This window comes from Polaribacter tangerinus (assembly GCF_038024095.1).
GTDB lineage: Bacteria > Bacteroidota > Bacteroidia > Flavobacteriales > Flavobacteriaceae > Polaribacter > Polaribacter tangerinus.
In genome coordinates this window covers 1,999,210-2,017,839 of sequence record NZ_CP150668.1, presented here as the reverse complement: position 1 = coordinate 2,017,839, position 18,630 = coordinate 1,999,210, and the positions used below count along the sequence as shown (strand labels likewise).

Below are 18,630 nucleotides of genomic sequence, written 5' to 3'. Positions count from 1 at the left end.
TATTAAGTAGCTTTTTTTATTGCTCTTAGCATTTCTCTTTTTCCTGGAGGACCAGGTAATCGCTCTACCAAAAAACCTACGGCCTGCATAGCTCTTCTTACGCTACCTTTGGCAGAATAGGTAACTAAAATTCCGTTTTCTTTTAATGAGGTAAACATTTTTGCAAAGATATCTTCTGTCCATAATTGAGGCTGAACTCTCGCGCCAAAAGCATCAAAATAAATCAAATCAAAATTATTTATGTCTTCTATATCTTCAAAAAACTGCTTTCTTTTTGTAAGTGAGAAATTCGAGGAAATTTTGTGTTTTTCTTCCCAAGTAGTTGCATGCATTTTATCAAAAACATCCTTTTTATCACCAGCATTTAAAACATCAATAAAATTCATTTTTTCAACCTCTTCTGGTGTAACTGGATAGGCTTCTACCCCAACATAATCTATTTCTTTTTGAGCCTCTAAATAGGTTATAAAACAATTTAATCCCGTACCAAAACCAATTTCTAAAATAGCAACTTTATTTTTGGCTAACTGTTTTAAACCGCTTTCTATAAATACATGATAGGTTTCATTAATAGAGCCATTTTTAGAATGATATTGTTCATTCCAGTCTGGCAAATGTATGGTAGATGAGCCGTCGGATGTTATTAAAATTTCTCGTTTCAAGGTGATGGAATTAATAGTTTCTTAATCTTTGGTATAGGACCAATACAAGTGGTTTTGTGGCATGCAATACAGCTATTTATAGTTGTATTGTGTTGCAAAATTAGCGAGTCTTTTGAGCTATTAAAAACAGCCTTCAAATTTGCTAAATAAATATCTGAAAAAGCATTAAACGTAGCGTTTCTATCTGTTGAATCTGTTAAATTTGCCGTATGAATAGCTAAAAATTCTTTTGGAAAATCTTTAGGTTTTTCACCTTTTAAAATCAACTCTTTATTTTCTAAGTTAACTGCATACATTTGTAACATTAAAGCAGCCATTTCTGACTGCTTGTAAATAGTACTCTTACGTTCTGTTTCTTTAGTTTCAGTTTTTGGTGAGCAAGCTAAAATTAAAAAAGAAAAAACGAATATTAGGGTATTTTTTATCATTGTAAACTACTTCATTAAAACACCATTTGCCTCAAAAGCAAATTCTCTTTTTGGTGCTGTAATTAGTGCAATTTCTTCTTCACTTTTACCAGCATCTTGTGCATAATGCTTTAATTCTTCTACCGGTGTTATTTGAACAAAAGCTTTACCCTCTACAATAACCTCTTTGCCATTGGCATCTAAAGGCATAAAAAAGCCGTAATCTTTAAAACGAACCATTGTTTCAGTTGTTTCTGATAATGGTAATTTCATCCAGCATCCCTTTTTAGAACACACCTCTTTTATATTAGAGGCAAATTTTACTGAAATCGTATCACCAACTTGTAGGTTTTCAAATTTTGCCAACATTTCCTTAGAAGTTAAAAAATTATCTTCAGTTATCTTGTCTCCAAAAGAAGCATAAGAAGCCTCTTGTGTGTTGGTTTGTTGAGTTTTAACTTCTGATTTTTCTTGTTTACACGCAGTTAACACTAATAGTGCAACCATAAAAATTTTTAAAATTGATTTCATGTTATTATTTTTAAGTATCTATTACAAAGGTAATGATTTTAACAGTATCTGCCTTATTTTTATATTACTTCAGATAAATAAATTATGTACATTTGCACTAAAATTAATCGATTTAAAACATGAATTCTACTATAGAAATCAAACATATAGAAAAGTCTAGAATAGACAGTGTAGACTTTAATAATTTACCTTTTGGAAGTGTATATTCAGACCATATGCTTACTTGCACTTACAAAAATGGTCAATGGGGAACACCAATTATAGAGCCGTATGCACCAATTTCGTTAGATCCTTCAGCAAAAATTTTTCATTATGGTCAATCTATTTTCGAAGGAATGAAAGCTTATAAAGATGCCGACGAAAATATTCTTTTGTTTAGACCTACAGAAAACTGTAAACGTTTAAACAAATCTGCAGAACGATTGGTAATTCCTCAAATTCCTGAAGATGTCTTTATGAACGGGTTAAAAGAGTTACTAAAAGTAGATGCTAATTGGATTCCTACTAACGAAGGAAGTTCATTATACATAAGACCTTTTATGTTCGCCTCTGGAAAAGGATTTCATGCCTCACCAGCAGATGAGTATAAATTAATGATCTGTACAGCTCCCTCTGGAGCTTATTTTGCAGGAAAAGTAAAAGTTTTAATAGAAGAAAAATATGCGCGTGCTGCTAATGGTGGTGTTGGTTTTGCTAAAGCTGGTGGTAATTATGCTGCTCAATTTTATCCAACTCAGCTAGCTATAGAAAAAGGCTTTAATCAGGTAATTTGGACTGATGATAATACGCACGAATACATAGAAGAAGCGGGTGCCATGAATATATTTGTTCGAATTAATGACACACTAATTACAAGTCCGGTAAGTGATAGAATATTAGATGGAATTACTAGAAAAAGCATTATTCAAATTGCAAAAGATTTAGATATTGATGTTGAAGTCAGAAAAATTACTGTTTCAGAGGTAATTGCAGCAGCACAATCTGGTAGTTTAAAAGAAATGTTTGGAGCAGGAACGGCAGCTGTAATTTCACCTATTGCTGGTTTTGGATATCAAGAAAAAGAATACGAATTACCCGAATTAAGCCAACCTTACGCAAGTACTCTAAAAAAAGCTATTACAGACATACAAACAAATAAAGCTCCAGACAAACATGGTTGGAGAGTTGTTGTAAAATAGTTTTACTTCAAATATTTATTAAAAAAATAAAAGCATTAACATAAAGTTGATGCTTTTTTTATCTTTATAGAAAAAATTAAAATGCGAATTCTTAAAATTATTGGTTGTGCACTTCTTATCTCTTGCCAAACCTCAGATAAAAACAATACTCAGCAAAAAAATAAAATGCAGCAATATGTAACGGTTTTAGGTATTGCTCAAGATGCAGGATATCCTCATATTGGGTGTAAAAAAGAGTGTTGTTTAAACTACTATCAAGGTAAATTTAGAAAGCAAAAAGTAGTTTCTTTGGGTTTGGTAGATAAAGAAAATAATCAAAAATGGCTTTTTGAAGCAACACCAGATATTACTACACAGTTGGCAAATTTATCTCAAAACCATTTAAAAACTTCTTCTTTAATAGATGGCATATTTTTAACACACGCGCACATTGGCCATTACAGTGGCTTAATGTATTTTGGTAGAGAGGCATTAGGCCAAAAAGGTACAAAAGTATATGTAATGCCTAAGATGAAAACTTTTTTACGCAATAATGGCCCTTGGAATCAGTTAATAAATCTCCGAAATATCGAGCTTATTGATATAAATAAAGACAGTACGATTCAAGTAAATAACACATTAAAAGTAACACCTTTTTTAGTACCTCACAGAGATGAATATTCAGAAACTGTAGGCTATAAAATTGAAAGTAAACAGAAAACCATATTGTTTATTCCCGATATTAATAAATGGCAAAAATGGAATAAAGATATTGTAGAAGAGGTTAAAAAAGTAGATTATGCTTTTTTAGACGCTACCTTTTTTAAAGAAGGTGAAGTAAATAGACCAATGGCAGAAATACCACATCCGTTTATTAGTGAAACTATAAACATTTTTAAAAATGAGTCGTTTACCATAAAAAATAAAGTAATATTTATTCATTTTAACCATACTAATCCTGCGCTACAAAATGTTTCGGAAGAGAAAAAGGCACTCGAAAAGTTGGGTTTTCAATTTGCTTATGAGGGGATGAAAATTCCGTTGTAACTATTTTTAGCTATCCATCTAATACAACGTTGGTTTTTTCTTTAGAGATTATTTTAAATAAATATATTAAAATGGCTACCCCTAAAAAAGCAAAAAGAGTTACAAAGTACCAAGTAAATTCGTATCCAAAAATATGAATTAATTGCATACCCGCATTGTGACTAAAAATATGCGACAAAGAAAATGCCATGCTATACATTGCCATATATTCGCCTTGATTTCCCTTTTTAGCCCTTTCTAACGCAAATGAATTAGAAAACGGAAACGTAATCATTTCTCCAACAGTTATTAAAATAACTCCTATAATTAAAACACCACCCCAATTGGTAATATTTAAAATTAAGTAACTTATAGCAACAAGAAATAAACCAAATGCCATTAGCCTAATCTTAGAATATTTTTGTTGCTCTAACCAATGAATTAGTGGCATTTCAAACAAAAACACAAAAAGACCACTAAACCCCATTATAAGTCCGATTTCTAATTCTGATAACAATCTAACTTCTTTAAAATATAAAGGAATGGTAGAAAAATATTGTAAAAAAGTGAATCCGAAAATAAACATCGCTACAAAAAACACCCAAAATGCATTGTCTTTGTATACAGAAATTACGCTTTTTGGCTTGGTGCTATCTAGTACTTTTGTTTTCTTTGGATGTAGTACTTTTAGCAACAATATGCTTGCCAATGCACAAGTAATACCATCTAGCCAAAACAAACCAAAATATCCAACACCCGTAATTATAATTCCACCAATTGCCGGACCTAAAGAAAACCCCAAATTTATTGCCAATCTAATTAAAGTTACCGACCTCGTTTTATTTTCTAGTTTACTATATGCACTTAATGCCACAAACATAGCGGGCCTAAAAGCATCTGCCACAAGCATCACCAAAAAAATACCTACACAAAAACCACTAAAAGTAGTTACAAACTGAAGGAGTACAAAAAACAAACCGGTAAGTAAAAGGCTAGAAAACATAACTTTATAATAGCCAATAATATCTGTTAATTTGCCTCCCAGCCAAGTACCAACAAGAGAACCTAAACCAAAAAAGGACATTATCCAGCCTACTTGAGCGAAAGAAAAGCTTAAACTTTCTTTTAAATATAGCGACAAAAACGGAATAACCATTGTACCGGCTCTATTTATAAAAGTAATTAAAGATAGCCACCAAACCTCTTTAGAAAGTCCACTAAAAGAAGCTATATAATTTTTGTAAAATTGACTCATACATTTTATTGACTATGATTTATTCTTTTTTAAATAATATAAAAAAGAGGAAAATACGAACCGTAACGAAATATCAAAGCTAATTAAAAATTATAGAATGTTGTATCTTTACAATAAAAACAAACAAGATGCAAAGTTACAAGAATAACAACTTTTTTATACTAGCTATTTCAGTATTATTTATTGCTATTTTGGGTTGTAGTTCGAAAAAAAATATCAGTTCTAACTATCTATTTGTACAAGAAGCAGCAGCCTATCAAAAAAAAGCTCCTGAAAATATTTTATACATAGTAGATGGGAAAAAAGTAAACTCAAATTACTTAAGAACGCTAGCTCCAGAAAAAATAAAATCTCTTACCGTTGTTAAAGACTCTGAAAAGATGAAAAAGTTTACAGAAAAAAAATATCAAGGCATAATTGTCATTCTCTTAAAAAAATAGTTATAGATGAAAAAAATAGTATTTGTATTTTTAATACTAATAAGCATTTCTTGTAATAGTAATAAAAAAAGAGCTTTAGTAGGAAAAACCACCTATCAGCAAGAATTAAATGCACAGTTTAAAGATGCCTCAGTTTCTCCTTTGAAAAAAAAGGATTTAAAAAACTTTAAAGGGCTAGATTTTTTTCCGGTAGATAGTAGCTTTATTACCATTGCAAAGTTTTCGAAAATAGAAAATGCACCAACTTTTTTACTACCTACAAGTACAGATATTAAAAAACCTTATAAAGAATTTGGCAAACTAACTTTTACATTACAGGGAAAGCAATTTCAATTAACTGTTTACCAAGGGTTAGAAACCATAAAGATTGAAAAATATAAAAATGAATTGTACTTACCCTTTACCGATTTAACAACCGGAAATGAATCTTATGTTGCTGGAAGATATATGGATTTGCAAACCACAGACATTCGAGAAAATAATACTGTTGAATTAAACTTTAACAATACTTACAACCCATATTGTGCTTACAACGACAATTTTTCTTGTCCGATAACCCCAAGAAATAATCATTTAGACATTGCTGTAACAGCAGGAATTAAGACTTTTAAAAAATGATAAAATTATAATTTGTGTACGTTAAAAACTCTTAGACAAAAAGATACCTGCAAAAACTGCTAAAAAACCAAGTACAAAACTTGCTATGGTATACAATACAAAATTTGTAAAATCTCCAGTTTTTAAAAAACCTTGATTTTCGTAGGCAAAAGTCGAAAAAGTTGTAAAACCTCCGCAAAAACCTGTTGCTAATAGTAATGTTTGATTGGGAGTAAACACATTTGATTTTGCTACATAACCTAAAATAATTCCCATAAATAAACTGCCTAATATATTTACTGTTAAAGTACCGATAGGAAAACCGGTTTCTGTAGTACCTAACCACTTATTGATAAGATATCGTAAAACACTTCCAAAACCACCACCAACAAATACAAATAAAAGTTGTTTCATTATAATGTAATCTCTGCTAAATCTACAAAATTTTTCTTTTGGGTTACGGTTCCTTTTTCTAAAATTACAACTCCAGGATTAGCTCTAATCATTGTTTTTAGCGTTGTTGCATCGCAAAACAGAAACTCGAAAGGCAAATTATAGGTCTCGGTTACTTTTTGAATGTCATCAAAAAAAGAAGCAGAAACACCGTATACTGTATACCCAGCTTTTAAGGCTTTTTCAGAAAAATCTTTTACAGCAACAAACCCATTCTTATCCGACTTATTAATATCATACATAATAATAAGTGCTACTTTTTCTTTAGCTAAAAGTATCGGCGCCAAGTCTTGTTGTTGATCTTCTAACATAAAATCGTGAACAGGTGGTATAGAACCATCTGCCGGATATTGCATGCCAGCAGGTAAGTTTTTACCTATTGCATAAGCTCTAAAGTCGATTAACGGCAAATGTGTTAGAACATGTTGCACTATAAATAAGAAAACAGCTAATGATAAAAAGGTAATAATTTTTGGAATTTTTCCAGAAAAAACAGGTTTAATATGCTTTATATTGAATATCAAAATAAGTACCAACACCAGTAAAATAATATTTTTATAAAATGTTTGCCAGGTAGAAAGCTTAATGGCATCTCCAAAACAACCACAATCTGTAACTTTATTGTAATATGCAGAATACCAGGTTAAAAATAAAAACAATACCGTTAAAAGACCAAGGCTAAAAACAGTAAACTTAGATTTGTAACCAATTAGCACCATTACTCCTAAAAGAATTTCAGCAACTATAAGTACTACCGCAAAAGGAAGTGCATACGGAATTAAAAATTCTAAGTTTAAGACATCTACAGAAAAATATTCTTCAAATTTATATTGAGACCCAATGGGATCTACCAATTTTACAAAACCAGAAAATACAAATAAAACACCTACTAAAAGTCTAGAAATTTGAACGGCTATTTTTGTAAACATAAAATTGGCTTTTTAAAAGGTTGTATTGTTTTTTACGAAAGATGAATCATAGCAAAAATGGCATAATTAATCATGTCTTGATAATTGGCGTCTAAACCTTCAGAAACAATAGTTTTACCTTTATTATCTTCTATGGTTTTAACTCTTAGTAGTTTCTGTAAAATTAAATCGGTAAGACTAGAAACGCGCATTTCTCTCCATACTTCTCCGTAATCATGATTTTTATTAAGCATTAACTCTTTCGTAATTTTGCTATGTTTGTCATATAAAATAGTAGCCTCTTCGGTACTTAAATCTGGATTTTCTGCAACACCATTTTCTAATTGAATTAAGGCCATTATCGAATAATTGATAATGCCAATAAATTCAGATTTTTCACCTTCATCTACTTTACGCACATCATTTTCTTGTAACTGCCTTATTCTTTGTGCTTTAATAAAAATTTGATCGGTTAGCGATGGCAATCTTAAAATTCGCCATGCACTTCCATAATCCGCCATTTTTTTTATAAATAAACTTCTACATTCTTTAACTACAGCATCGTATTGTTTAGAGGTTTCTTGCATTTTTTATGATTCAAAAAGTAATTGTTCAAAAATAGTAAATCCTACAAGCTTTTCTTTTATTTTTACAAAAGATTTTTAAAAGGAGATATGTTAAAGAGAATTGTTGTTTTTTGTGGTGCGAGTATTGGGTTTCATTCTGTGTATAAAGAAGCAGCGGTTTCTTTAGGAAACTACTTTGCAAAACACAAAATTGGCCTTGTTTACGGTGGTGGAAAAATTGGAATGATGGGGGCAATTGCCGATACTATTCTTGCTAAAAAAGGCGAAGTAATTGGGGTTATTCCTTACTTATTAGAAAAAGAAGAAGTAGTACATAAAGGAGTAGAAGAAATGATTTTATGCAAAAAAATGAGTGATAGAAAAGTAATCATGAGTAAATTGGCAGACGGTTATTTGGCACTTCCTGGCGGTTTTGGTACCTTAGATGAACTTTTTGAAGCGCTTACCTTAGGGCAACTACACATAGAACAAAAACCGATAGGTATTTTAAATACAAATAGTTATTTCGATGCCACTTTAGTTCAGCTAGATAAAATGGTAACAGAGGGTTTTCTAAAAAAAGAAAATAGAGAAATGTTGTTGGTTGCAAATTCAGTACCTGAGCTAATGCAGCAAATGGCTGCTTATAAAGCTCCCCAAAAAGAAGCCGTAATAAATAAAGTAGTATCAAAAAATGACGATTAATTGTAAAGGAACTTTAATAGATGTATCATCACCAAAAGTTATGGGTATTTTAAACATTACTCCCGATTCTTTTTTTGATGGTGGTAAATACAAAGACGAAAAAGCAATTCTTACACAAGCAGAAAAGATGCTAAAAGAAGGAGCTACTTTTATTGATGTTGGCGCCTATTCTTCTCGACCAGGTGCTGCTCATATTTCTGAACAAGAGGAAATGCGAAGAATAATACCTGTTGTAGAACTTTTAATAAAAAATTTTAACAATATTATTCTTTCTATAGACACATTTAGAAGTAGTGTTGCCTCGAAAACTATAGAGGCAGGTGCTGCTATAATAAACGATATTTCTGGCGGAAAAATGGATGCTAAAATGTTTGAAACCGTTGCTCATTTTCAAGTACCTTATATTTTGATGCACATGTTAGGAACACCTCAAAACATGCAAAATAATCCGAATTATTCAAATGTAACAACAGACATTATTTGCTTTTTTTCAGAGCAAATTTATCAATTACGTGCTCTAAAATTAAATGACATTATTATTGATGTTGGCTTTGGATTTGGTAAAACGACATCTCATAATTTTGAGCTTTTAAAAAACTTATCATTATTTAAAAGTTTAGAAACACCAGTTTTGGCTGGTATTTCAAGAAAGTCGATGCTATATAAAACATTAAACATTACTGCCAAAGAAGCACTAAACGCTACTACTTCGGCAAATACTATCGCTCTTTTAAATGGTGCAAATATTTTACGTGTGCACGATGTAAAAGAAGCTGCAGAAGCCATAAAAATTGTAGCACAAATAAATACTTAAAGTTCTAAAAATCTATTTGTTTAAAAAGCCCTATAATACTCCGATTAATTATTAGTATTTTAGCCTACACATTATTTAAAAAACATGTTCGATTTTATTGAATTTTCTTTATTAGATGTTTTAGACATTTTATTAGTGGCTACACTACTCTACTATATTTACAAACTTTTAAAGAGCACTGTTGCCATTAATATAGTTGTTGGTATTGCTTTTATCTTTCTTATTTGGCAAATTACACAAGCATTAAAAATGGAAATGCTAAGTGGTATTTTAGGCTATTTACTCTCTGGTGGAGTAATTGCGTTAATTATTGTTTTTCAGCAAGAAATTCGCAAGTTTTTGTTAATGATTGGAACTACTAATTTTACCAACAAGAGAAGTTTTCTTAAACAATTAAAATTTTTACAAACAGAAATTAGTTCAGAAATAGATACCGAAACTATTATAGAGGCTTGCTCTAAAATGAGTAGCTCTAAAACTGGGGCACTAATTGTAATAGAAAGAACCAATAATTTAGATTTCTTAATTAATACTGGCGATAAAATGAATGCGCAATTAAATGAGGCAATTTTACAAAGTATTTTTTACAAGAACAGTCCATTACACGACGGCGCCTTAATTATAAGAGACAATTATATTGTTGCTACAAGAGTTGTGCTACCTATTTCCGATAGTATAAAAATACCTGCTCGTTTTGGTCTTAGACACAGAGCAGCTATAGGAGTGTCTGAAAAAACGGATGCTATTTGTTTGCTTGTTTCAGAAGAAACTGGAGAGATATCTTACATTAAAGATGGTGGTTTTGAACTTTATGAAAACCTTATTGATTTGAATGAAAAACTAAAAAAAGACGTGATGTAATTATGAGGCAACCTCTAAACTAAACTGCTTGTCATATAAGTTTTTATAATATCCCTTTTCTCTCTCTATGAGTTCTTGGTGTGTTCCTTGCTCTACAATCAAACCTTTGTCCATAACAATAATTTTATCTGCCTGCTTTATAGTTGCCAATCTGTGTGCAATTACTATAGATGTTCTGCCTTTTGTAATTGTTTCGGTAGCAAACTGAATCATTTGCTCTGAGTGCGCATCTACAGAAGAAGTAGCTTCATCTAAAATTAAAATACTCGGTTTACTTACATAAGCACGTAAAAAGGCAATAAGTTGGCGTTGGCCAGAAGACAACATGGCACCTCGTTCTTTAACATTATAGTCATAACCGTTTGGCAAAGACATAATAAATTTATGGATTCCTATTTGTTTAGCAGCTGCTATTACTGTCTCTTTAGAAATAGTAGCATCTTTTAAAGTTATATTATTTAGAATAGAATCTGAGAATAAAAAAACATCTTGTAGCACAACTGCTACTTGTTCTCTTAAACTTTCTAATTGATACTTGTCTATAGCCACATCATCAACTTTAATAACACCACCGTCAATCTCGTAAAAACGATTTATTAAGTTGATAATGGTAGATTTTCCTGCTCCCGTAGCACCAACAATTGCAATAGTTTGCCCAGCTTTTACCTCTAGGTTAATGCCTTTTAAAACTGGTTCATTTTCTACATAACTAAAATGAACCTCTTTAAAAGAAATCGCTCCTTTTAAGTTTTCTGCTTTCAATGTTCCGTTTTTAGAAATTGCACTATCGGTATCAATAATTTTAAAAACACGCTCTCCTGAGACAATTCCCATTTGTAATTGGTTAAACTTATCGGCAATTTGCCTTAAGGGTCTAAATAGCATTTGTGCCATTTGTACATAAGCCATTACCGTACCTGGGCCAGGAACACTGCCCGAAACTACTTGCTTGCTACCAAACCATACTATTAAACCAATACCTATTGATGATAAAATTTCTGCAATAGGAAAAAAAATAGAGAAATACCAAATAGTTTTTATGTGTGCTTTTTTATGCTTGTTGTTTATTTCTTTAAAATTACTATACTCAATATTTTCTCTATTAAATAATTGTACAATTTTCATTCCTGTAACTCGCTCTTGTACAAAACCATTTAAATTAGCTACTTGATTTCTTACCTCCTGAAACGTGGCTTTAATAGCTTTTTGAAAAACTTTTGTTGCGTACAAAAGTATTGGTAAAACAGCAATTGCTATTAGTGCCAACTCCCAGTTTAGTACAAACATTACCACTATTACAGCAATCATTTGCAATACATCACTTACAATTGTAAATACACCACTACTAAAAAAAGCAGCAATAGTTTCTATATCTGAAACAACTCTAGTAACTAATTTCCCTACAGAGTTCTTATCAAAATAAGACATGCGGAATTGCAAAATATGCCTAAATATTTTTGCTCTAATATCTCGAATTATATGCTGACCAACCCAATTTGCGTAATAAATAAACACAAATCTTAACAACACTTCTCCCATTAAAATACCGAGCATTAAAAGTATATTGCGCAATAAACCATCGGCATCTTTGTTGGTAATATATAAATCTACCGTTTCTTTTAAAATAAGTGGTGTTAACAAGGCCACTCCTGCTAAAAGAATGGTTGCACTCGCTGCAATAAAAAAATTGACTTTGTATTTTTTTGCGAAACTCATAAGTCGCAAAAAAATGTCCATATCAAAAGCATTTCCTGTTTTATTTGCCAAAATCTAATATTTTATTTTTGTTAAAAATAAGCCTTTTGCGGGTACAGAAAGTCCTGCATTGCTTCTATTTTTACTTTCAATGATACTTCTAAATTCTAACACTGTTATTTTCCCCAAACCTACATCTACCAGTGTTCCTACAATAGCTCTTACCATATTTCTTAAAAAACGATTTGCCGTTATGTAAAAGGTTAATAAATTTCCTTCTTTCCTCCAAACAGCTTCTGTAACATCGCAATTAAAGGTATAAACCTCTGTTTTTACTTTCGAAAATGTTTGAAAATTTTCATATTCTAATAACACACTTGCTGCCTCGTTCATTAACGCAATATCTAAATCCTGAGAGTGAATTTGCCAGCTAAAATCTAATAAAAACGGATTCCTACCCAACCAAATTCTATATTCGTAACTTCTACTCACAGCGCTAAATCTTGCGTGCATATCTTCTGCAACTAAAAAAACTTTAGACACCACAATGTCATTTGGTAAAATAGCATTTAGCTTGTGAGCAATATCACCAGTTATTTCATAATCAACCTCGAAATGAGCAAACATTTCAGAAGCATGCACACCAGTATCTGTTCTTCCTGCTCCCACTACTTCTATTTGCTCTTGAAAAATAGTACTAATGGCACTATTTATTTTTTCTTGTACAGAAACAACATCTGGTTGAACTTGCCAACCATGATAGTTTTTTCCGTTGTAAGAAAGTGCTATAAAATACCTCAAAGGTGTCTGTTTTTAAGAATTCAAAATTACGGAATTTATTTTGTTATTGGTATTTTTGTAGAATGAAGAAAATCTTATTGATTTCCGATACGCATAGTTATATTGATGCTCAAATATTAAAATTTGTAAAACAAGCAGATGAGGTTTGGCATGCTGGAGATATTGGTGATTTAAATGTTACGGATACCATAAAAAAATTAAAACCATTACGGGCTGTATACGGAAATATAGACCATAAAGAGGCCCGCTTAGAATTTCCGTTAGACGCAAAATTTAATATTGAAAACACGACAGTTTGGATGACTCATATTGGTGGGTATCCTACTAAATACAATCAAAGAATACGCGAAGAGCTTACTAAAAATACACCGAAAATTTTTATTTCTGGTCATTCTCATATTTTAAAAGTTCAATATGATAAAAAATTGAATCTCTTACATCTTAACCCTGGTGCCGCAGGAATTTATGGTTTTCATAAAATTAGAACAATGTTGCGTTTTTCTATAGATAAAGATGCTATAAAAGACTTGGAAATTATTGAATTAGGAGAACGGGGTAAATAATAGAAATTGAGGAGTACAAATAAATTAATACGTTTTCTGAAAAATTAAATACTTATTATTGATTATATAAAAAATAAACATTGTTTTGGGATTTCTGAAATCGTATGTCGTTCAAACGAAAAGTTACTCTAAAATGCACCACAAAATCTTGTGTATGAAACGTAGCGTATAAATTATCGCTAACTTTTCGGATTTAACACGAGCCGAATTTTTTATTTTTATGTTTAATTTTTTTTTGTAAATATAACCAATTAAAAAATTTGGCGTACTTTTTAAATAAGCAACAATCTACCGGAAAACTATAATAGCTATGTTTTTAAACTCAGTTCTTTGTTATGTTTAGTGTTTGTTATTTCAATTTATCTGGATTTTTTCCAAGTTTATTTGGTTCAGAATCTACTCTTCTTTCAAGTTTCTTTATGTCTTCTTCAGGAGGAAGTTCTTCTGGTTTTATTCCTCTTTTTAGTAAAATACCTCTAACTCCACGATTATTTGTGATGTGTTCTGCAGAAATTTATCTTTCATTTTTATAACCTTTTTCTTTTGCATTAAAAACTGTAATTTCTGTTGCGAAATCTTTCGCTTTTATTGTAATAGTTGGAAGAAAGTCAGCTAATGCTCTATCTTTTGGTACTCCAAGCTTATTCTTCATTTGTTGAGTTGTTTTTCCAAACAAAGCTTGGTCTCCTTTACTCCGAATTATTCCAAAGTTTCTGTCATTTCCTGTCTGTTCAAAAATAAGTTCAGATAGTTCTTTTTCTGATAGCGTAAGTTTTTGTCGAGCTTGTAACCTTTCCCAATCTTTAATTCGTTTTTCAATTACTTCAAATTTTCTTGCTTGTATAGCAAAATAATTTTGAGCAAAAGCAATTTGTTCCTTTCTTGGGTCACCATTTTGAGCAATTAAATAACAAGCGTATCTTGTTAGCATTATATCATCAATTTCTCTTTCTGTTCCAGAGCCAATCTTAACCATTTTCCCGACATCAGCAAAATGGTCTAACGTTTCATTTCCAGTGGCTTCACAAGATATTTTTGATTTGTGTATTACTTTCTTAAAATTATCCCATTTTGAATAACCTAAAAGTTGTTGCAAATCTCGCGCAAACCAAAATTCTATTCCGCTTTCAGTTGTTTTAGAATGATCTTCAAAATTATTAGATAATGACTTTATTATTTCAGTTTTCATACTTTAAAAATACGTAAATTGATGTAATTTGGTTTTTTTTTTAAAATGTCTTGTCCTAAAATATGACTACAGGTTAAAATTGAATTTACGCTGATAATTTATATACCATATTTGGTGTTTTAAATTTTAAAGATAAGTGTAATCTTATTTTAATGTATAAGATTAGTTGCGTGTTTTAAGCATTAAAGTTAGCAAATAAATCACAAATAGAAAGTCCGCGAGGACTTTCGTAAATTGGCTAAAACCAAGCAATTAATTTTATATGGTGTTGGGGAATCGTACTTTATTCATGTTTCTTATTTTCCCAAATGTCAATATCAACTTCTATGTCAGTTAGAGGTTCAGTAATATAATTTTTATAATTCATCGCATCTTTAATAAATTTTTTAATGTCAACATCCATATAAATCCTTTGTCCTTTTGTGTCTTTGCCAAAGTAAATCGCTCCATAATAGCAGAAGTCATCTCCATGATGTCCTAAAGCATCAGCTGTGTGATTTGATTCAGCTTCTATTTCCAATTTTTCTATTTCAAAATAGACAGACCATTTTCTCCAATAAAAACCCTCTTTTTCAATTCCTTTCTGAATTTCAGGGTCAAAAATGTCTAAACAAACATTCCAATTTTTATGAGTTTCTGGATTATTAATGTTTTCAATCAGATATTTTATTTCTTTTCCTTCTAATTTGTTCTCGTCATTTACAAAGTCAAGATTAGCTGCAAAATCAACGAACTTTTTTATTTCTTGTATTTTGTTGAAAGTGGTTTCATCAGGTTTCCAAGTTTCTGTTTTTCCTTGATTTTCCAATTTTATCGCTTTTTTTGTTTGCACACAACTCCTTTTATCTAGAATAAATATAATGTTTATAAACTCTTATTTCCTTTTAATAGGAACTTTTGTTCTTGTTAATACTTCCAATATATTAAGTTTAGTGTCCTAATAAGATTTTCTTTAAATAAATTGCTTTTTTATCAAATTCATCTTGAGTAATAATACCTAAATCTAAAAACTCTTTTTTTACTTCATTTTTATTAGTAATTAGATTATTTCCAATTTTATCTCTTAATTCAAATGTTACCACATCACTCTTATAATCACTGTATTCCTTTTTTATAGTATTAGTATTTATTCTCTTAAAATTAGCATCAAGGTTATTTGCAATACTTTCAACTTTTTTCAGTTGATTTTGTACTTGCCCATAAACCCTGAGAGATTTCAGCTTAATAAATACCATTTCCTAAATAATTATAACCCCTATTATTGTTAATTTTTTCACTTTTAACATTAAGGTTCACTGTTTTTCCATCTTGTCTAAAAGATATTAATAGAAAAAATAATAGTACGATAAATATTTTTTTTGTGTAAATTTCTTATCAAGAGATAAAAAAATATAAAATCAAAATTCTTATTAAATATTTAATGTAGATCAATTAGGAACAATACCAAAAGTTGTGGAAATAATGTAGGGATATATATTAAATATAAAAACCTTAAATATCAATTAATAGATATTTAAGGTTTTAAAAAGCGGTCTGGGCGGGACTTATAAATTAACTTAAAATATTGATTATAAGTTAAATATGTTTTTTAAATATTATTTTTTAAAATAAAATATTATCTCCAATAATAAGACTTAAATACTTGAAATACAATTATTTATTTTTAAAAATAATATTTTTTAAAAAGTTGATAAGTAAAAAAAGTCCCCGGTTTAGTCCCCCATTTTTTTGTACATTTGTCCCTATAAAACCCTATGATATGCGGAAAACGAGCTTCTATCTTAGAGACCCACATGCTAATTATGCTACGAGCATACAATTAGTTTGTCGATTTAACAACCTGCGTATTAAGATGTCAACTGGTCTTTCAGTTAAACCTAGTATGTGGATTCAAAAGCAAATGAGAGCGCGAGTCCATAGCTCATTTCCCGAAGCAAAAAAAATAAATGAGCGACTCCAGAACTTTGAAACTTCCTTTCAGAAAATCACTTATGAGCTAATTGATAAAAAGACAACAATTAGTGCAAAAGAATTTAAAGAACGTATTAAAAAAGAAGCACAACTTCCCTCTTACGTGAAAGACGGAAAATCTTTTTGGTATTATTTTGATGAATTTGTAGCCTTTAAAAAAAAGACTCAATCTAGTTATGTTTATAGAGATTATCATTATTCACTCCGTAAGCATTTAAAAGCAACAGAGTCAATGCATGGACGTATAACAGGGTTTTCTAGCTTAAAACAAGAAAGTGATAGTTTTTATGACCTGTTTTATGAATACCTAAGTTACGAAGCCATTAACCAAGAAGGCAATAAAGGACTTTCTGTAAATACCGTAGGAAAAAATGTAAAAAACTTAAAAGCATTTTTACATTGGTGTTTTGACAAAGAGATATGTACGCGATTTCCTTTAAAACATATGGTTGTAGAACAAGTAGAGTCTGATAAAGTTTATTTAACCCAAGATGAAATACAGAAACTATATGAACTTAAAGATTTATCAACTAAAGAAAAGGAAACGCGTGATTTGTTTTTAATTGCTTGTGAAACCGGAATGCGTTTTAAAAATTTAACTCAGATTAAAAAAATAAACTACCAAGACGACCAATTAATTTTCTTTCAAGTAAAATCTTCGGGAATCAAAGCAAAACTAATCATTCCTTTAAGCGATTTACATCGAGAAATTGCCAGCTCTTACAATTACGAACTCCCTAAACTGAATTATAATACGTTTGTTTTCAATAAAACCCTGCGTTCGTTATGCGAAGAGGCGGGCATAGACCAAGAGGTTTTAGTACAGAAAGTAAGTAAATACGGAACTCGTGAGCTGGTTTCTAAAAAATATGAGTTGGTAAGTTCACATACGGCCCGTCGTTCTTTTTGTACTAATAAATTTCTAAAGGGACTCCCCGCTTCTGTAATTATGAAATTCTCTGGTCATAGCAGTGAACGCTCGTTTCTTAAATATCTAAAATTAGATGCTGAAGTAGTCGCCAAAAAATATAAAGCATTTTTTTAATTGATTAAATATGGTTTTATGAATATAAAACAATCTTCTGTCGCATCTAATGTAAGAAAAAATCATTTTTTTTTATTTACAATAAAAAAGATGTTAAAAGGTCACTGTTTTCCTAAAGCAATCATATTACAAGCCCCAGCTAAGTTTTGTAAATTATGATTTCCAAAAATTTCTAAAGGTAAATCATCTTCTTCGGTTTCTAAAAAGGTGATTCCGTCTTTTATAAAATGCGCTGGTATTTGGTATGGGTATTTTTCAATATGATTGTTTGATGATTCTACTACTTCTTTTACAATTACATCTTCTTCGTTATAAAGCATACTCCCACCATTTACCATAGGTTCTGTAAATATTCGAAACTGTTCAGTATAATTATCAAAGGTTGGAAAAACGTTAATATGATCCCAAGCTATACCACTTAACAAAGCTATATTTGGTATATATAAATGAAATTTAGGACGTATATCTATTGGTGAACTCAAGTATTCATCGCCTTCTAAAACAATAAATACGTTATCTTTTATTAAATGCACCATCGTTTCAAAACCTTCTAACTGTGCACCTACCACATAATCTACCTCTTTTTCATGATAATTCAACACGTGCAAAATCATAGAAGTAATGGTTGTTTTACCATGAGAACCACCAATAACCACTCTAGCTTTATCTTTAGATTGCTCGTATAAAAATTCTGGATAAGAGTAAATTTTAAAACCTAATTCTTGTGCTTTCAACAATTCAGGATTATCTTCTTTTGCTTGCATTCCTAAAATAATAGCATCTAGATTTTCTGTAATTTTATCAGGAAAGCTGTTGGAAGTAATCCATAATTTCCTAAACGACTTTTTGATGGTTCAAAAATAGCATCATCACTACCAGAGATAGTATATCCTTTTTGACGCAAAGCAATGGCTAAATTGTGCATTGCACTTCCCCAATTGCAATAAAATGAATGTTAATTTGTTTTATTTTAAAGTAAATGTA

At 30.5% G+C, this 18,630-nt stretch carries 21 protein-coding genes and 1 pseudogene; 9 read left to right on the top strand and 13 right to left on the bottom strand.

The features are described from left to right. Positions 1–2 precede the first annotated feature (2 nt). The 3 genes from mnmD to WHD54_RS08800 are packed head-to-tail and all read right to left on the bottom strand — an operon-like array spanning position 3 to position 1,600. Positions 3–662 (bottom strand): tRNA (5-methylaminomethyl-2-thiouridine)(34)-methyltransferase MnmD, encoded by a 660-nt coding sequence (gene mnmD, locus WHD54_RS08810; protein ID WP_088323779.1) that lies wholly within the window; start codon positions 660–662, stop codon positions 3–5. After that, positions 659–1,090, bottom strand: coding sequence for a hypothetical protein (locus WHD54_RS08805; protein ID WP_088323780.1), 432 nt, complete (start codon positions 1,088–1,090; stop codon positions 659–661). Before WHD54_RS08805 ends, mnmD begins: the two co-directional genes overlap by 4 nt. Positions 1,091–1,096: 6 nt before the next feature. Further along, entirely contained in the window at positions 1,097–1,600 is a 504-nt protein-coding gene (locus WHD54_RS08800) for a DUF4920 domain-containing protein (protein WP_088323781.1), read from the bottom strand. A 119-nt stretch (positions 1,601–1,719) separates the two neighbouring features. On the opposite strand from WHD54_RS08800, the gene WHD54_RS08795 reads away from it, so the two are divergent. Continuing rightward, positions 1,720–2,778 (top strand): branched-chain amino acid aminotransferase, encoded by a 1,059-nt coding sequence (locus WHD54_RS08795; RefSeq protein WP_088323782.1) that lies wholly within the window; start codon positions 1,720–1,722, stop codon positions 2,776–2,778. Between the two features lie 81 nt (positions 2,779–2,859). Next, entirely contained in the window at positions 2,860–3,804 is a 945-nt protein-coding gene (locus WHD54_RS08790) for an MBL fold metallo-hydrolase (protein ID WP_088323783.1), read from the top strand. Between the two features lie 10 nt (positions 3,805–3,814). Here the strand turns inward: WHD54_RS08790 and WHD54_RS08785 are convergent, their stop codons facing one another. After that, on the bottom strand, positions 3,815–5,038 hold the full coding sequence (locus tag WHD54_RS08785) for an MFS transporter (RefSeq protein ID WP_088323784.1): 1,224 nt from the start codon (positions 5,036–5,038) through the stop codon (positions 3,815–3,817). A gap of 128 nt (positions 5,039–5,166) precedes the next feature. On the opposite strand from WHD54_RS08785, the gene WHD54_RS08780 reads away from it, so the two are divergent. Continuing rightward, positions 5,167–5,478, top strand: coding sequence for a hypothetical protein (locus WHD54_RS08780; RefSeq protein WP_088323785.1), 312 nt, complete (start codon positions 5,167–5,169; stop codon positions 5,476–5,478). Positions 5,479–5,484: 6 nt separating this feature from the next. Beyond that, positions 5,485–6,096, top strand: coding sequence for a DUF1684 domain-containing protein (locus WHD54_RS08775; protein WP_088323786.1), 612 nt, complete (start codon positions 5,485–5,487; stop codon positions 6,094–6,096). Positions 6,097–6,117: 21 nt separating this feature from the next. Here the strand turns inward: WHD54_RS08775 and crcB are convergent, their stop codons facing one another. Genes crcB through WHD54_RS08760 form a run of 3 tightly spaced genes read right to left on the bottom strand, consistent with a single transcriptional unit; the run spans position 6,118 to position 8,023 of the window. Next, positions 6,118–6,489 carry a fluoride efflux transporter CrcB gene (gene crcB / locus WHD54_RS08770; protein WP_088323787.1) on the bottom strand — a complete coding sequence of 124 codons (372 nt, stop codon included), beginning with the start codon at positions 6,487–6,489 and terminating at the stop codon, positions 6,118–6,120. Continuing rightward, on the bottom strand, positions 6,489–7,457 hold the full coding sequence (locus WHD54_RS08765; protein WP_088323788.1) for a BT_3928 family protein: 969 nt from the start codon (positions 7,455–7,457) through the stop codon (positions 6,489–6,491). The genes crcB and WHD54_RS08765 overlap by 1 nt, the downstream gene beginning before the upstream one ends. Before the next feature lie 32 nt (positions 7,458–7,489). After that, positions 7,490–8,023, bottom strand: coding sequence for a DUF1599 domain-containing protein (locus WHD54_RS08760; protein ID WP_088323789.1), 534 nt, complete (start codon positions 8,021–8,023; stop codon positions 7,490–7,492). An 87-nt stretch (positions 8,024–8,110) separates the two neighbouring features. On the opposite strand from WHD54_RS08760, the gene WHD54_RS08755 reads away from it, so the two are divergent. From WHD54_RS08755 to cdaA, 3 genes are all read left to right on the top strand, one after another. Beyond that, positions 8,111–8,707 (top strand): TIGR00730 family Rossman fold protein, encoded by a 597-nt coding sequence (locus WHD54_RS08755; RefSeq protein ID WP_088323790.1) that lies wholly within the window; start codon positions 8,111–8,113, stop codon positions 8,705–8,707. Then, entirely contained in the window at positions 8,697–9,521 is an 825-nt protein-coding gene (gene folP / locus WHD54_RS08750) for a dihydropteroate synthase (RefSeq protein WP_088323791.1), read from the top strand. Before WHD54_RS08755 ends, folP begins: the two co-directional genes overlap by 11 nt. An 84-nt stretch (positions 9,522–9,605) precedes the next feature. Beyond that, positions 9,606–10,382, top strand: a complete 777-nt coding sequence (gene cdaA, locus WHD54_RS08745) for a diadenylate cyclase CdaA (protein ID WP_088323792.1) — start codon at positions 9,606–9,608, stop codon at positions 10,380–10,382. On the opposite strand, the gene WHD54_RS08740 is transcribed toward cdaA, so the two are convergent. Together WHD54_RS08740 and truA are read right to left on the bottom strand one after the other, a co-directional pair. Next, positions 10,383–12,149 carry an ABC transporter ATP-binding protein gene (locus WHD54_RS08740; RefSeq protein ID WP_088323793.1) on the bottom strand — a complete coding sequence of 589 codons (1,767 nt, stop codon included), beginning with the start codon at positions 12,147–12,149 and terminating at the stop codon, positions 10,383–10,385. Positions 12,150–12,152: 3 nt separating this feature from the next. Beyond that, positions 12,153–12,878: a tRNA pseudouridine(38-40) synthase TruA gene (gene truA, locus WHD54_RS08735; protein WP_088323794.1), complete on the bottom strand. Its 726-nt coding sequence runs from the start codon at positions 12,876–12,878 to the stop codon at positions 12,153–12,155. Between the two features lie 62 nt (positions 12,879–12,940). Here truA and WHD54_RS08730 point away from each other — a divergent pair, with 62 nt between their 5' ends. Next, entirely contained in the window at positions 12,941–13,441 is a 501-nt protein-coding gene (locus WHD54_RS08730) for a metallophosphoesterase family protein (protein ID WP_088323795.1), read from the top strand. Positions 13,442–13,955: 514 nt separating this feature from the next. Here WHD54_RS08730 and dinD read toward each other — a convergent pair. The 3 genes from dinD to WHD54_RS08715 form a co-directional block, all read right to left on the bottom strand. Beyond that, positions 13,956–14,630: a DNA damage-inducible protein D gene (gene dinD, locus WHD54_RS08725; protein ID WP_317043151.1), complete on the bottom strand. Its 675-nt coding sequence runs from the start codon at positions 14,628–14,630 to the stop codon at positions 13,956–13,958. A 283-nt stretch (positions 14,631–14,913) separates the two neighbouring features. Next, a complete protein-coding gene (locus tag WHD54_RS08720; RefSeq protein WP_143744252.1) occupies positions 14,914–15,438 on the bottom strand; it encodes a hypothetical protein in 525 nt (174 codons plus the stop codon). Positions 15,439–15,559: 121 nt separating this feature from the next. After that, positions 15,560–15,865 (bottom strand): hypothetical protein, encoded by a 306-nt coding sequence (locus WHD54_RS08715; protein ID WP_088323797.1) that lies wholly within the window; start codon positions 15,863–15,865, stop codon positions 15,560–15,562. A gap of 617 nt (positions 15,866–16,482) precedes the next feature. Between WHD54_RS08715 and WHD54_RS08710 the strand changes: the two genes are divergently transcribed. Continuing rightward, the gene (locus WHD54_RS08710; protein ID WP_158211816.1) at positions 16,483–17,646 is read left to right on the top strand and encodes a tyrosine-type recombinase/integrase; all 1,164 of its coding nucleotides are present in this window, start codon (positions 16,483–16,485) and stop codon (positions 17,644–17,646) included. A 131-nt stretch (positions 17,647–17,777) separates the two neighbouring features. Here the strand turns inward: WHD54_RS08710 and WHD54_RS08705 are convergent. Continuing rightward, positions 17,778–18,606: pseudogene (locus WHD54_RS08705) on the bottom strand (Mur ligase family protein); the annotation flags it as partial. Between the last annotated feature and the right edge of the window lie 24 nt (positions 18,607–18,630).